Source organism: Phycisphaerae bacterium, from assembly GCA_035384605.1.
In the GTDB taxonomy this organism is placed as follows: domain Bacteria; phylum Planctomycetota; class Phycisphaerae; order UBA1845; family PWPN01; genus JAUCQB01.
This window is the reverse complement of record DAOOIV010000081.1, coordinates 1-14687: the sequence shown is the minus strand read 5'-3', so window position 1 is coordinate 14687 and position 14687 is coordinate 1. Positions and strand designations below refer to the sequence as shown.

14 protein-coding genes and 1 riboswitch are annotated in these 14687 nt (G+C 61.8%); of the genes, 6 read left to right on the top strand and 8 right to left on the bottom strand.

Annotation, left to right across the window (positions count from 1 at the left end; translation table 11 throughout):
- Both PLL20_15820 and PLL20_15815 read right to left on the bottom strand, forming a co-directional pair.
- The coding region (locus tag PLL20_15820; protein HPD31458.1) for a hypothetical protein at window positions 1–1058 on the bottom strand (1058 nt) is incomplete at its 3' end.
- A gap of 16 nt (window positions 1059–1074) precedes the next feature.
- Entirely contained in the window at window positions 1075–1602 is a 528-nt protein-coding gene (locus tag PLL20_15815) for a hypothetical protein (GenBank protein ID HPD31457.1), read from the bottom strand.
- Window positions 1603–1782: 180 nt separating this feature from the next.
- Window positions 1783–2030: riboswitch (cobalamin riboswitch) on the bottom strand.
- A gap of 189 nt (window positions 2031–2219) precedes the next feature.
- On the opposite strand from PLL20_15815, the gene PLL20_15810 reads away from it, so the two are divergent.
- Complete coding sequence (locus PLL20_15810; protein HPD31456.1) at window positions 2220–3536, top strand: Gfo/Idh/MocA family oxidoreductase; 1317 nt, start codon at window positions 2220–2222, stop codon at window positions 3534–3536.
- 389 nt (window positions 3537–3925) lie between these two features.
- On the opposite strand, the gene PLL20_15805 is transcribed toward PLL20_15810, so the two are convergent.
- The 5 genes from PLL20_15805 to PLL20_15785 all read right to left on the bottom strand — a co-directional run bounded on the left by PLL20_15805 (window position 3926) and on the right by PLL20_15785 (window position 10366).
- Entirely contained in the window at window positions 3926–5140 is a 1215-nt protein-coding gene (locus PLL20_15805; protein HPD31455.1) for an immunoglobulin domain-containing protein, read from the bottom strand.
- A complete protein-coding gene (locus tag PLL20_15800) occupies window positions 5050–6018 on the bottom strand; it encodes a hypothetical protein (protein ID HPD31454.1) in 969 nt (322 codons plus the stop codon). The genes PLL20_15805 and PLL20_15800 overlap by 91 nt, the downstream gene beginning before the upstream one ends.
- The gene (locus PLL20_15795) at window positions 5973–6560 is read right to left on the bottom strand and encodes a hypothetical protein (protein ID HPD31453.1); all 588 of its coding nucleotides are present in this window, start codon (window positions 6558–6560) and stop codon (window positions 5973–5975) included. Before PLL20_15795 ends, PLL20_15800 begins: the two co-directional genes overlap by 46 nt.
- A gap of 399 nt (window positions 6561–6959) precedes the next feature.
- Window positions 6960–9473, bottom strand: coding sequence for an ATP-dependent Clp protease ATP-binding subunit (locus PLL20_15790; protein HPD31452.1), 2514 nt, complete (start codon window positions 9471–9473; stop codon window positions 6960–6962).
- A 593-nt stretch (window positions 9474–10066) separates the two neighbouring features.
- Complete coding sequence (locus tag PLL20_15785) at window positions 10067–10366, bottom strand: hypothetical protein (GenBank protein ID HPD31451.1); 300 nt, start codon at window positions 10364–10366, stop codon at window positions 10067–10069.
- Window positions 10367–10506: 140 nt separating this feature from the next.
- Here PLL20_15785 and PLL20_15780 point away from each other — a divergent pair, with 140 nt between their 5' ends.
- The 5 genes from PLL20_15780 to PLL20_15760 all read left to right on the top strand — a co-directional run bounded on the left by PLL20_15780 (window position 10507) and on the right by PLL20_15760 (window position 14447).
- Entirely contained in the window at window positions 10507–11106 is a 600-nt protein-coding gene (locus tag PLL20_15780; protein ID HPD31450.1) for a hypothetical protein, read from the top strand.
- Window positions 11107–11132: 26 nt separating this feature from the next.
- The gene (folE, locus tag PLL20_15775) at window positions 11133–11729 is read left to right on the top strand and encodes a GTP cyclohydrolase I FolE (GenBank protein HPD31449.1); all 597 of its coding nucleotides are present in this window, start codon (window positions 11133–11135) and stop codon (window positions 11727–11729) included.
- A gap of 11 nt (window positions 11730–11740) precedes the next feature.
- Window positions 11741–13384 (top strand): DUF5010 domain-containing protein, encoded by a 1644-nt coding sequence (locus PLL20_15770; GenBank protein ID HPD31448.1) that lies wholly within the window; start codon window positions 11741–11743, stop codon window positions 13382–13384.
- A gap of 140 nt (window positions 13385–13524) precedes the next feature.
- Window positions 13525–14229 carry an aldo/keto reductase gene (locus PLL20_15765; protein HPD31447.1) on the top strand — a complete coding sequence of 235 codons (705 nt, stop codon included), beginning with the start codon at window positions 13525–13527 and terminating at the stop codon, window positions 14227–14229.
- A gap of 47 nt (window positions 14230–14276) precedes the next feature.
- Window positions 14277–14447 (top strand): hypothetical protein, encoded by a 171-nt coding sequence (locus PLL20_15760; GenBank protein HPD31446.1) that lies wholly within the window; start codon window positions 14277–14279, stop codon window positions 14445–14447.
- A gap of 59 nt (window positions 14448–14506) precedes the next feature.
- On the opposite strand, the gene PLL20_15755 is transcribed toward PLL20_15760, so the two are convergent.
- Window positions 14507–14687 (bottom strand): hypothetical protein (locus PLL20_15755; GenBank protein ID HPD31445.1); only part of this gene is annotated, 181 nt, incomplete at its 5' end.

Genomic DNA, 14687 nt, shown 5'->3' with positions numbered 1-14687 from the left:
AAATCCGTTTGATCCACATCGCCATCCTGATCGAAATCGGCGCGTACACATTGTTGGGCCAAGCGAGCCACGCCGGGGCCGCTCGCGCATTCCTCGAACCTGTCGACGTCGGCCCCGTCGACATCAGAATCACAATCCAGGTCCGGCACCAACCGGGGAGCCACGTCGGCCACGGCGTCGATTTCAGGGACGCAACCGCTGCCGATCGGGTTGTCGATCCGGACGTAGCGAAACCATCGCAGCCCGTGCGGTCCGACAGGCAGGTTCTGCAAAGCGGCGAGGTCGAAGCCGGTCCCGCCCGCCGAGTAGCCGTACTTCATCGCCAGGCCGGCCAGCGTCCATGCGCTGAACGTCGTCGGCTCGGGCACCGCTCCGAGGGGGGCGTGCAGGTCGGGGCTGAGCGGATACGTCGGATCGGTCGGCTGCCCCCACCACTGGTTGCCGGGGAGTGACGAAACGGGGCCGGCCGGGTCATAGATGCGTCCGAGGGTTGGGGCGAAATCATCAGCAAAGGGCCCATCGACAAACGTGTACCAAGTCACGCCGTCCTGGCTGACCGACACAGTGGCCGGTTCTTTGGCTATTGGCCCCTGGAGCAAGGTCTGGTTGGGGTCGCCGTTGCGCCACCTGCTGATGCCGTCGATAATCATGTTGGAATTGCCGAAGATGATGAAATCCACGCCGCAGGGGTTGAGAGGATCATCCAGGACGTGGTGGTCGAACTCGAGGATCAGATGTCCGCCCTTGCCGATCGAGACGATCTCAAACGCGCGAAACGGCTGGTAGACCGGAACGACCGGCACGGGGTTGGCGGCGGAGCCCGTGCCCGAGGCGAAATCATTGTCGCCGGTGGTGTCGATCGTGGGCCGGTCGCCTGCGGCAAACGGGTCATTGAAGTCATCGAAGCTGATGAAATCCCAAGGCACGCCATCACCTTCGACGTAGTTGCCCGGGAGATCGACATAGAAGGCGAAGTCGGAGCGGTTGTACTCGTAGCCATTGACGGCCGTGCCGGCCGCGGTGACAACCGCTCCGAGGATTGCATACCATCTGCACATCGCCTGTGTCTCCGGCTCAGCCGACGCGTACCGAACGTTTCAGCAACAACGTTGTTGCCAGAGCGGCGAGCAGCACTGTCACGGGCTCGGGTATGGGCATACCGGCGCGGCCGTAGATCCATGCGTCAGAGCACCCGTCGATCACCGTTCGACTGGAAGCCCCGTAGGACGGGGATTGCCAATTGCCTCCGGGCTCCTTGATCCAGTAGTGCCACCAGTTCTCGCCGCCGCCGTATCCCACGTTGCTGTGACCCTCGTAGCTGATCCCGTCAACGAACACACCCCAGCCAAAATCGTTCCGAATCGTTGTCAAGGTTGTGCTTGTCTCGATCACGTCCAAGAGCCCCAAGCCCGTTGTCTGACCATCGAAGGACACCTCGAACACATAGAAGGTTCCATCCACGAACTCGACCGTGACCTCAGCGTGACTGTTGCCGTAGCCGACAGGGATTGGAGAACCCTCTGCCATGGCCGTCCCCAGCAGCGACGCTCCCAGGAACCCTGTCAGGAAAACCCGGATTGCCACCGCCCTTGTGACATTCACATGATCCCTCATCAGACACCCTTTCTGTGGCCTACCTCGGGCCACAAAAAAATCCCAGCGCCCGCGGACACGAGCACTGGGATGATCCGGCGTTCAAACGCAAACGGGATTCACGCGGCCGACAATGACCGCCTGAATCCCCGGCAGCTCTCGCAATACCCATGCCCGGGGCACACGACACAACAAACCACGTTCGCAGGCAGGTCTTCTGGCTTACGGAGCGGGGAACCGGGTCATCCGAAGAAGACCGTTTCCCACATCCGGCCACGCCTTCTCATCCGTGCCGCAGGGCATCATGAGCCCCACTTTGTCACGGACAATGGCAAGAGTAGCCGGTACTCCGATCACAGCGGCGGGTCCGCGGTGGATTTGCACCACCTTCCCTTTTCATTCCGCCCAAGGCGGAAGCCGGCGATCGTGCACCTCTTTACTTGTCAGGGCGGAATCATAACCCGCCGGCGACTGATGTCAAGTGCCTTTTGCACCCGGTTTGGCGGATTCTTGCGGCACGCGGGCGGTGGTATACTGCCGGCGGTGATGTCGACCGCGGTGGTCCCCACCGGTAACCAGTCAAGCGGGCGAACGGTCGGTCTCCGGACCGGAAAGGACTTGCGACAATGAGCAATACAAAGCATCATCCCGTCACCGTCACGACGCGTCGCGATTTTCTGAAGTTTTCGGCGGCGGCCGCCGCTGGAGCCACAACCTTGAGCGTCGCCGGCGGAGCCCACGCCGCCGGGAATCAGGTCATTCGTATTGGCATGATCGGTTGCGGCGGCCGGTGCACGGGAGCCGCGGATGAGAGCATGCAGGCCGGTCCGGACGTGAAGCTCACGGCCATGTGCGACGTTTTCAAGGATAAGATTGAGAAGAGCCGCGAGAGTCTCAAGAGCAAGCATCCCGAGCAGGTGCAGGTGGATGATGCTCACTGCTTTGTCGGGCTGGACGGATACAAGAAAGTCATCGATTCCGTCGACGTCGTCCTGATTGCTTGTGCGTCCAAGTTTCACCCGATGTACGCCGAGGCGGCCATCAAGGCCGGCAAGCACGTGTTCGTCGAGAAGCCCCACGGCATCGACGCGCTTGGCGTCCACCGCATGAAGGCGGTTTGCGAGCTTGCCAAGGACAAAAACCTCAGCATCCTGTCCGGGCTGCAAAGCCGCTGGCACGCCGGCTGGCAGGAGACGATCAAACGCATTCATGACGGGGCGATCGGCGAAATTGTGGCCATCCAGTGCATGTTCCTTCGGGCACCGTACGTGGTCGTCGAGCGGGAGCCGGGCCTCAGCGAGCTGGAGTACCAATTCCGCAACTGGTACCACTTCTGCTGGCTGTCGGGCGACGACGTGCCGCAGTCACTGGTTCATAACGTGGATCGGGCGTCGTGGGCCCTCAAAGAGCAGTTGCCGACCTGGGCCTTCGGGTTGGGCGGCCGTTCGGCGTCTTTCGGTGAGAAATACGGCGACATGTTCGACCACCACACGGTCGTCTACGAGTATGCGGGTGGCGCACGCGTGTACGCCCTCTGTCGAACCCAGGAGAACACCTACAACAACTACAGCGACATCATTATGGGTACCAAGGGCACTTGCTATCTCGGCGAATGCCGCATCGAGGGTGAGAAGAAGTGGGAGTTCGCCGGCCAGCACAACAACCCCGGCGCGGCCGAGCAGAAGGCCCTGATAGAAGCAGTCCGAAACGACAAGCCCATCAACAGCGGCTACCATATGAACAACAGCACCATGATGGGCGTCATGGGTCAAGTTGCGTGCTATACGGGCAAGCCGGTCAAGTGGGAAGAGATCTGGAAATCCGACTTCAGTTTCGGCCCACCGCCGGAGAAGGTCACCATGGACATGGAACCGCCGACCAAACCCGAAGCAGGCGGCGACTATCCGATTCCGATTCCGGGTCAGACCAGACTGCTGGGCTAAACGTCCCAGGGGCTTGCGCCCCTGGCTACATACCTGTGCCCCTCTGGGGCAACGGGCGATTTCGGGTTTGCGGCCAGGCTCCCAGGGGCTTGCGCCCCTGGCACATACCTATGCCCCTTTGGGGCAATCTGTTTTTCATGGTCGGGTTGAGGATGACGGTTCCTCATACCGGCAGCATCGCTTCGTTTGCAGCCGGCTACTATTGTGTGGAGGCCCTGGGCCTGAAGGATGCTGACCTCGCTAAACACGTACTCGTGCGGAGCACGACCTACCGGGCTGTACAGGCCACTCGGAAACGCTTTGGTTGCGGCCGAAAGCCGCTTTGGGAACAGGGTTCGCTGCTTCGCTCTGCGAGCTGCGCAAGGCAAGCAGGGTTCAGGGCAGCCTGCTTATGGCGCACAATCCACATCCGCCAGCACATCCGGTCCGCTCAGGCACTGCAGGAAGAGCGCGACATCGTTCTTGTCGACATCGCTATCGCCATCCATGTGTGCCGGCCTGCACTCAGGTAAGCCTTGGGGCACGGTGTCGCCGCTGAGACAGGCCTGAAAACGACCGAAATCGTCCTGGTCCACATCGCCGTCAAGGTCGAAGTCGCCCGGTGGGAACATGATGGTCAACAAGGCTGCGTTGCCGGCGATCGAAGCGCAGTCGTCGGACACAACCACGTCGTAGCTGCCGGCGTCACCGAGGCCAACCGGGTCAACGGTCAGCGTCGCGGTCGTCGCCCCGGAGATGTTGCCGCCGTCGGTCAACGCAACGCCATCCTTGCGCCATTGATAACTCAGCGTCCCCGTTGTCGCGGAAGCCAACACATTGAACTGCACGGCTTGTCCCAGCGGGCTCACCTGCGAGGTCGGCTGCTGGTCAATAACGGGCAAGGAAGCCTTCCAGCGGGCCCAGTAGGCCGATACTTGACCGCCCGCGGTGGTGAAAGAGCCGCCGGCGATCAGCTCGTCATTGTGGACGGTCAATGCATGAACAGTGTCGTTCAAGCCGCTGCCCATTGGCTGCCAGTCCGTGCCGTTCCACCGGGCGATCCGGTTGGCGCTCACGCCGCCGGCCGTCGTGAAACCGCCACCGGCCACCAGTTCGCCGTTGTAGACGGTCAGAGACAACACGATGCCCTCCGTGCCGCTGCCCAGTGGCTGCCAAGCTGAGCCGTTCCATCGGGCTATGTTATTGCAGGTCACGCCGCCGGCTGTCGAGAGGTGACCCCCGACGACCAACTCGCCATTGTAGACAGCCATGGCCCTTACAGGGCGATAGTTCTCGGTCGACATCCCGCTGCCTAGAGGTCGCCAGACAGAGCCATTCCAGCGTGCGATGTGGTTGACGCTGACACCGCTGGCCGAAGGAAAAACGCCTCCGGCGATCAGTTCACCGTTGTACACAGTCAGGGCCCATACCGTGCCGTAGATACCGTTGCCTAGCGGTTGCCAGTGTGTCCCGTTCCAGCTCGCAACGCCGTTGGCAGTCACGCCGCCGGCGGTAGTGAAGTAGCCTCCGGCGATCAATTCGCCCTGAGACAGACCGTCAGTGTGTGGATTTGAGGGTATGGATCGGCGGCTGATCCCGTCATTCCGCTGCCCAATGACCGCCACGACGTGCCGTTCCAGCCGAGGACTTCAGCGATAAAATCGTTGTCAACACGGTACATCCTGCTCCCGACGATCAGCTCGTTGCCGTAGCTGGCCAGGGCATCTACATTCGGAGTCTGGCCGATCCCGCCTCCCAGAGGCTGCCAAGCTACGCCATCCCAGCGGGCAACAGAGTCAGCGCCAACAGCACCACCAGTAATGAAGTCGCCTCCGGCAATCAGATCGCCGTTGTAGACGGTCAGAGCAAGGACTCCTCCGCTGATGCCGCCACCCAATGACTGCCATTCCGAACCGTTCCACCGAGCGACACGAGCCGTACCTGCTCCGCCGGCCGATATGAACCCCCCTCCGGCAATCAACCCACCGCCGTGCACCGTCAGAGCACGTACCCCGGGATCAGGCCAAGCAATCCCAAGCCCGCTCCCCAGGGGTTTCCAGGTCGACCCGTCCCAACGGGCGATACACCTCGTGTCCCAGAAACTAACGTTGCCCGCCCGATCGAAGTTGCCCCCGGCGACCAGTTCACCGTTGTAGACGGCCAGCGCATATACCGTCGGGTCAGTCATCGGGGAGGCATACATTCCCAGGTCCATCTGTTGCCATGTGGAACCGTTCCAGCGGGCTATGGCGTAGACGTGGAAGCCGGCGGCAGTGGTCTTGAACTTGCCGCCAACTATCAAGTCGCCATTATGAACCGCCAGCGCGTACACATCGCTGCCCATTCCGCCGCCGATGGACGACCAGCTCGATCCGTTCCAGCGGGCCAGGTAGTTCACGTATGAACCGCCGGCACTGACGAAACTTCCCCCGATCACCAGATCACTACCGTAGATGGTCAGGGCACAGACGTCGCCGTCTGTTCCCGTACCCAGCGGTGCCAAGCCGAACCATTCCAACGGGCGATTCGGTTGGCGTTCACGCCGCCGGCCGTCGTGAAACTGCCGCCGGCGATCAGTTCGCTGTTGTAGACCGTCAGGGATAGCACGCTGCCGTCCGTACCATCGCCCAGCGGCTGCCAGGTTGAGCCGTTCCAGCGGGCGATGCAGTTGACGGTCGCGCCACCGGCCGTGGCGAACTCTCCCCCGGCGATCAACTCGCCGTTCCAGACGGCCAGGGCACGCACTGTCCCGTTCGTCCCGTCGCCCAACGGCTGCCAGGTTGAGCCGTTCCAGGAGGCGATGTTGCTGGCGAGATTGGTCCCTGCCACGTTGAAGCTGCCGCCGACCACCAACAGCTCATCCAGCGGGCCGGCGCCGTCCGGATCCCAACTGGTCGCTGCGTACACCGTCCCATTCACTCCCGGCAAACCTTCGCCGGGCAGCCACTGGCCTTGGCAGTCTTGGGCGACCGCAGAACCGGCCGAGGGGCTCAACAACATGACAACGAGAATGACGCCGCTGAACGATGAGAACAGTTTATGCACGTCCTGCTCCTCTCCGGCGATGCCGAATACAGAATTGGACTCCAGGCCAAACCTCTCAGACGGCCTACAGCCGACCGCCCACTACGCCGGCTGCCTCCTCATACTTGTCCATGACATTGTAACCGAAGCAACAGGAGAATCAAGTGATTAGGAGAACAAAGCAAGCCAGCCTTCAAGACATGCATGCGGCAGGGTTTGCGCCGGCGGGCCGATTTGGGATTTGAAATCTGCGAATCCCAGATCTGGGGCTGATTGGTCGGCCACAGCATGCCTGCCGCTCCAATCAGACGAGTTCTCTCTTGGGCATCTGCCAACGAGAACGGCCGCCCTCGCGTGGGGTCGGCCGTTCCCTGGGTGTTTCCCTGTGCCGTCCGATCGAATCCACATCCAGCGGTCGGGCTATGTCCCGTCGCCAGTGGAGCCCGCCGGGACCGGCGCCGACTGCGCTTCATCGGTCATTGCTTCGAAGACGAGTTTCATTTCGCCATCCTCGCCTTCGGGCTTGGCGCTCACGACAATGCGGTTCCGGCCTTTGTACTCGCCCCGCAGAATGGCCTCGCTCAGCGGGTCCTCGACGCGGTTCTCGATCGCCCTGCGCAGCGGGCGGGCACCGAACTTCTCATCGGTCCCGTGCTCGATCAGGTATTCCTTGGCTGACTGGTCGATCTCGAGTTTGAGGCCCTGCTGGGCGATGCGCTTGACGACCTTGGCAAGTTCGAGCTCGACGATGCGGGTAAGGTCGTCGTGCATGAGCTTATGGAAGACCACGAGTTCATCGACGCGGTTGATGAACTCGGGTCTGAAGTAGCGTTCGACCTCGGACTGCAACATCTTTTTCATCTTCTCATAGGTGACGTTTTCGTCGCGCTTGCCGAAGCCGAAATCGCCCTGGTTGGTGATTCGATCGGCGCCGATATTGCTGGTCATGATTAGGATAGTATTCTTGAAGTCTACGTGGCGGCCGAAAGAATCGGTCAGCCGGCCTTCCTCCATGATCTGCAGGAGCATGTTGAACACGTCGGGGTGAGCCTTCTCGATTTCATCGAGCAGTACGACCGAATACGGCCGGCGGCGGATGCGTTCGGTGAGCTGGCCGCCTTCTTCGTAGCCCACGTAGCCCGGCGGGGCGCCGATGAGCTTGCTGACGTTGTGTTTCTCCATGAACTCCGACATGTCGAGGACCACCAACGCGTCCTCGCTGCCGAACATGAAGTCGGCGAGGCACTTGGCGAGATATGTCTTGCCGACGCCCGACGGACCGATAAAGATGAAGCTGCCCATCGGGCGATTCGGGTCTTTCATGCCGCTGCGTGAACGGCGCACGGCCCGGGCGACGGCCCGGATGGCCTCGTCCTGGCTGATGATCCGCTTATGCAGTTCGTCCTCCAGCCGCAGCAGCCGCTCGACCTCGCCCTTTTCCAGGCGGGTCAGAGGCACGCCGGTCATGCTCGAGACCACCTCGGCGATGACTTCGGCATCGACGATGCCGTCGACCTCCTTGGCCCGGCTGCGCCACTCGCGTTGCATTTCGTCTTTTTTGGATCGCAGGACTTCGGCGCGATCCCGCAGTTCGGCGGCCCGCTCGTAGTCGGCGGTTTTGACCGCTTCGTCCTTTTCGATCAAGAGCCTTTCGATTTCGCGCTCGATCTCGGTCAGATTCGGCGGTTTGGTCATCGTTTTGAGGCGTACACAGGCGCCGGCCTCGTCAATGACGTCGATCGCCTTGTCAGGCTGAACGCGATCGGAGATGTATCGATTGGACAGCTCGACCGATTGCATGATCGCCTCGTCGGTGATCTGCACGCGGTGGTGAGCCTCGTAGCGGTCGCGCAAACCCTGCAGGATCTGGATGGTTTCCTCGCGGGTCGGGGGTTCGACGATGATCTGCTGGAATCGCCGCTCCAGAGCTCCGTCCTTTTCGATGTACTTGCGATATTCGTCAAGCGTGGTGGCGCCGATGCACTGTATCTCGCCGCGGCTGAGAGCCGGCTTGAGCACGTTGGAGGCATCAATGGCGCCCTCGGCCCCGCCCGCACCCACCAGGGTGTGGAGTTCGTCGATGAACAGGATCACGTTCTTGGCGCGGATCACCTCGTTCATGACCGCCTTGATACGTTCTTCAAACTGCCCGCGATACTTGGTCCCCGCGACCATCATCGCCAAGTCAAGCACGACGATCCGGCGATCCGCCAGGAGTTCGGGAATCTCGCCGCTGACGATTTTCTGGGCCAGTCCCTCGACGATTGCCGTCTTGCCCACGCCGGCCTCGCCAAGGAGGACCGGGTTGTTCTTCGTGCGACGGCAGAGAATCTGAATCACGCGGTTGATCTCGCGGTGTCGACCGATCACGGGGTCCAGTTTGCCTTCGCGGGCCATTTCCGTCAGGTCGCGCCCGAATGAATCGAGGGCCGGCGTTTTGCTCTTACCTTTTTTGGCTTCGCCCATCGCGTGGGGTTGGCTCTCCTCGTTCTCGATGCCGGCGCCAAGGAGGTTCAGAACCTCCTCGCGGACGTCTTCCAGCTTGAGACCGAGATTCATGAGCACCTGTGCCGCCACGCCGTCGTGTTCGCGGAGCAGGCCAAGCAAGAGGTGTTCGGTCCCCACGTAGTTATGATTGAGGTTTCGAGCTTCCTCGATCGCATACTCGATGACCTTCTTGGCGCGCGGCGTCTGGGGAAGCTTGCCCATGGTGACCATATCCGGGCCGCTCTTAACGAGCTTTTCGACTTCCAGGCGCACCTTCCGCAGGTCGACATCGAGATTCTTCAGGACATTGGCACCGACACCGGAGCCTTCTTTGACAAGACCGAGGAGGATGTGCTCGGTTCCGATGTACTCGTGGTTGAAGCGCTGGGCCTCCTGGTTGGCCAAGGCCATGACTTTGCGAGCCCGATCCGTGAAACGTTCAAACATCCCTAGCTCCTGGCAGCGCGGTGTTTGTGAATCAGCCCGCTGCTCCTGACGGCGTCCCGCTCACCGGTTCCACCCGACACGGTTGCATTTACGCTGTAAGCCGTATCTTCGAGCGGGAACACAGCTTGTCTGCCCCTACCGGGCGCCTGCAACAGACTAGGCCATCGCTAACGGAGATCGCACCCCCGGGGCGGTTGTTCTGGGACGCACGGGATTCTAGCACTGCCGGCGAGCTCCTTCAAGCTACCGCACATATCCTCGCAAACCCGTCAGCTTCCATATCGGTCAGCTTCCACCGCCAGTTGTGGGTTTTCGCCTAGGGCCCCCGGGCCGATCTTTGACGCCCTCGTGAACCTGCTAGTGGTCCTGTGGGAGGCGGTCCAAGCGGTGTCCCCAGGAAGGATTGGGGCAACTCGGATAGTGCACCGCTTTTCCCCAGGCGTCGCCGACCGCCAACGCGGCCCAGGGTGGCGCCCGAGTGCACAACCTGGTGCAGAATCAAGAGTTATTATCGGCACCCCGGCCGGCTCCCGGCATCACCTGCAGGAGTTGTTCACAATTGTTTCTGGTCTCCGTTGGCACCCGCTAGCATCTCATGTGTCGGTTTTCTTCACCGAAAACAGCGCGCCTGGCAGGCGGCCCCGAAGACACCGGATTCGGGAGACCAGTAGCCCTTGTCCGATCAGCCACGCCATCAACGCGAGAGCGGCCGCGACGGCGGTGACCCCCCAGGGGATGCTGACCGGGGCGATGTATCGTCCGGAGACGGCGATGACCGCAGCCAAGCAGAACCATATGGCCAGCGCAAAGCCCAGCCATGCCCTTCCCAGAAGAATCAGGCCGCTGCCAGGCACCGTGAGATTCATCAAAACCAAGGTCAGGATTCCGCCCATGCCGCACGATTATAGCTCGCCGGCGCAGACCCGCCACGACATCATTTTCTTGAACTACCCTGCGAACCATCGCATAATGCACCTCGTGCTGATCGTTGTGAATCCATTGAGGCGCCAGAGTCTCCCGCGGAGTTCAGCCCATGCACATTCAAAGAAGGATCCGGATTGGACGGCGGCGGTTGATCGCCGCGACCGCCATCGCCATGTTTTGGGGCGGCTGCTCCAGTTCGATTGACCGTTCTCCATCCAGCGTCAGTCGCGGTGCCGGCGCGGCAGGAAGACGAATTGCCAACACCGACGTCGCCGCCGTGCAGCCGGTTGCCGAACGCGTATTCCGGCAGTACTTCAGGATTGACTCCGTTGCATCGGGTCCGGGTTTGATCGTCGCTCAGCCGCAGGAAATGACGGGAGCCGCACAGCCCGAACGCGTGCGTGACCTCCTCGCCGGCGTCAGAGGGCGTCACCGCTATCTCGCCGAGCTGCGACTGAACCAGCAAGGCCCCGATGTCCTGCTGCGGTGTGTGGTTCAAGCCCAACGTCTCGAAACCTCCGAACGTGCGGCGTTCAGTTCGCAGCGTGGCGATGATCGTCCCAGTGACACCCCAATTGACCGCATGGGTGCGGGGTCGGCGGACAACCGTGAGGAATGGGTATACGGCAAGCGCGACCGCCAGCTCGAGCAAGAGATTCTGTCGGCGATTGAGGAAGCTTTTCGGCCGGCCACCTCGACCTCGGAGTGAAGACGACTTGAAACGGGGAAGATACGGTGCCTGAATCGAGTAAGCCGCAGCAGTCGGTAGATCTTGATCGCATTGCGTCAGCCGTGCGGGAGATCCTGCTGGCGGTCGGAGAGGACCCTGACCGCGAGGGCCTCAAGCAGACGCCTCTGCGTGTCGCGCGGATGTATGCGGAGGTTTTCAGCGGCCTGCATGAGAGCCCTCGCCAGTACCTGAGGACCTTTTTTACCGAACAGTACGACGAGCTGGTGGTGCTGCGCGACATTCCGTTCCACTCCATGTGCGAGCACCATCTGCTGCCGTTCGCCGGCGACGCCCACATCGCCTACCTGCCGGACGGCCGGATCGTGGGGCTCTCGAAGCTCGCTCGCGTGGTTGAAGCCTATGCCCGCCGGCCACAGGTGCAGGAGCGCATGACAAGCCAGATTGCCGACCTTCTGATGGAAGAGCTGCACGCCAAGGGGGTGGCGGTGGTTCTCAGGGCCACTCACCTGTGCATGACCTGCCGCGGCGTGAAGAAACCCGGGACGCTGATGGTCACGTCGGCGCTGAGGGGGCTGTGCAAGTCCGATGCTCGCACCCGCGGCGAGGTGATGACGTTACTGGCCGATTCAAGAACCAGGTAGGGAGAGTCCCGATGCGTTTTGAGATGGTCCTTGGTCTTCTTGCCGTTCTAGCCTGGCGGCCGGCCGCTTTCGCGTCAGCGGCCTCTCCGCTCGATCGTCCGCCACCCGGCAGGTATTTCAAGCTAAGAGCCGCCGTGCACGGTAAAGCACCGACGTTCAAGAGCGGCCGCCCCATCGTGGGGACGACCTACTTCTACTGGTATGACGTGTACACGGGAGCTCACCTCCGCAATCCCGACGGCTCGGACGCTCTCACGACGCATCCGCCCGAATCGTTTATGGCCGATCTGAGCTACAAGTCGCCCGACTGGCACTACGCTCAGCTTCGCGACATGGCCGAGGCCAACCTGGACTTTTTCATGCCGGTGTTCTGGGGTGTTCCCGGCCAGTACGACGAATGGAGCTTCGCCGGCCTGCCTCCGCTTGTTCAGGCCCACGATCGGATGACGGCCGGACATAAGGAAGACTCGACTGTTCCCCGTCCGCCGCAAATCGGCCTTTTCTACGACACGAGCACGCTGCGGACGAACGTTCTCCCGGACGGCCGGCGCAACGTCCGCATCGATCTGACGACCCTGCGCGGCCGTGAGTGGTTTTACGCCACGATCCGCGATTTCTTCAGCATGATCCCGCCGCAGAAATGGGCCCGCGTCGACGGGCGGCCGATCATCTTCCTCTACGCCGCCAGCTTTGCCGAGAAGGTCGACGATCGCCTGTTCGACGACGCCCGCGAGCGGTTCCGAAAAGATTTCGCAACGGACTTCTTCCTCGTCCGCCACGCCGATTGGCCCGGACGGTCTGATGCCTGGTATCGTTGGGGCGGAGCTCTGGGCCTGACACTGGGCGACGTCGTCGCGGGGCTGGGTCCGGGTTACGACCATTCGGCGGTCCCCGGTCGTGAGGCTCTCGTCGTTCCCCGTCGCGGCGGGGCTTTTTATCGCGAGCAATGGGAGAAGCTGCTCCGTATGCAGCCGGCACGACGTCCCTGGATCGTTCACGTTGAAACGTGGAACGAATGGCACGAGGGCACGGATATTGCGCGCTCGCAGGATTGGGGCGTGCGTTACATTGAGATGACTGCGCGTTATGCCCGCCTGTTCCGCGAGGGCACGCAGGTGCTTCCGGAGGGCCCTTATGTCAATGCTGATATGGTCAGATGGTCTCTGCAACACACGGCCGGTCTGACCCTTCGGCCCAGCGCCGGGGACGGACACTGGAAAACCACGACGATCGACGGCCGGCGCTGCGCGACCACCGTCTCCGGGCCGGATTCGCTGCCGGCGCGTTTTCTTTACTTCGAGATTGACGATTCCTTCATGTTCGACCGGATGGACTCGGTCGCCGAGGTGAGTATCATCCTTCGCGATGATGACGGCTGCGATGCCATCCGCATCGAGTATGACAGCGGCGACCGGGCCTCCAGCGTCTTCGAGGGTGCGTTCCGGCCTACGCGCGACATTCCACTCGGCAAGACCGACACCTGGCGGATGATTTCCCTGCATTTGCCCGATGTGCGGTTCTGTAACCGGACCAACGGCGCCGACTTCCGCATTGCGGCCGTCGGGGGCAAACAGGAGCTCAGCGTGGCGGAGGTCATGGTTCGCCGACTGCCTGGCAAGCTCGTGCATCCTGAATCGCAGCCTGTCGCCAAGTGACACAAGAAAAACCTTTGACTCGGCCGCGACAAACAGGTAGGATGCGAATTGACTGCTGATACCACGTCGTCGCTTCGTGAGCAATCGGCGAGAATTGCCATTGGGGAGACTGCAGCGCGGCAACCTGCGGAGATGGGGGCATGAGAACGATCAACCGGCGAGAGTTTCTGGGTCTGAGTGCGGCAGCCGCGACCGGAGTCGCAGGGGAGGTGTTCGGGGAAAAAGCCACGACGACCACAGCGCCTTCGACCGGGAGGGCGGCGAGCGCCAGCGACACCGTTGTGCTCGGCAAGACGGGCATCAGGGCATCGCGCCTCGCGATCGGGACAGGCACCAAGGGCGGAAGTATCCAGCGTAACCTTGGCAGCGAAGGCATGATCAAGCTGCTTCGGCACGGCTTTGATGAAGGTGTGCGTTGGTGGGAAGCGGCGGACATGTACAAGTCGCACCCCTACATCGGCGAAGCGATGAGACAGGTTCCTCGCGACAAGCTCGTCATCACATCGAAGGTCTGGGCGCATACGCCGGGCGACGTCTGCCGCCCGGCCGAGGATATCCGCGCGGACATCGAGCGTTTTCGCCAGGAACTCAAGACCGACTACATTGATATCTGTCTGCTGCATTGCCTGACGGACCCGGCGTGGCGGGAAACAATGAAGCCGGCCATGGAGGTTCTCAGCGAAGCCAAACAGAAAGGTCAGGTTCGGGCGATGGGCTGTTCATGCCACTCGATTGAGGCGCTCAAGGCCGCTTCCGAAGAGCCCTGGGTCGAGGTGATTCTGGCCCGCTTCAACCCGTACGCCATGCACATGGACGTGAAAAAGCGGGAGAGATCCCGCAGGTAGCCGCGATCCTGGAGGCGGCCCACAAGCGAGGCAAGGCCGTCTATGGAATGAAGATCGTCGGCGAGGGGGCGTTCAAAGGCGACCAGATCGACGAGTCGCTGCGCTTTGCCCTGAGCCACCCGTTCATAGATGCGTTCACCATCGGCTTTGCCAACCAAGGCGAACTGGACGACATGATCAGGCGGATCAAGCAGAGTGCGGCAGGTCTCGGTCGCTGAAGCGCCCTCGACGCCGCCCTACCGACCGGTTCAAGTGTTTCTCATTCACGCAGGCGTGGTCAATCGGCTGACAGCGACCAGACGTGAACCACCACGGCGTTCATTTCGCCCTCGCCAAGACCCCGCTCGGCCATGAACAGTCGCAGCCCCGCAGCATCGAAGGTCATGCCGCCGACGTTCCAGCAGGTATGGCCGGCAAGATAGAACTCGGTCGGCCGCCAGATCGCATAGGGTACCACG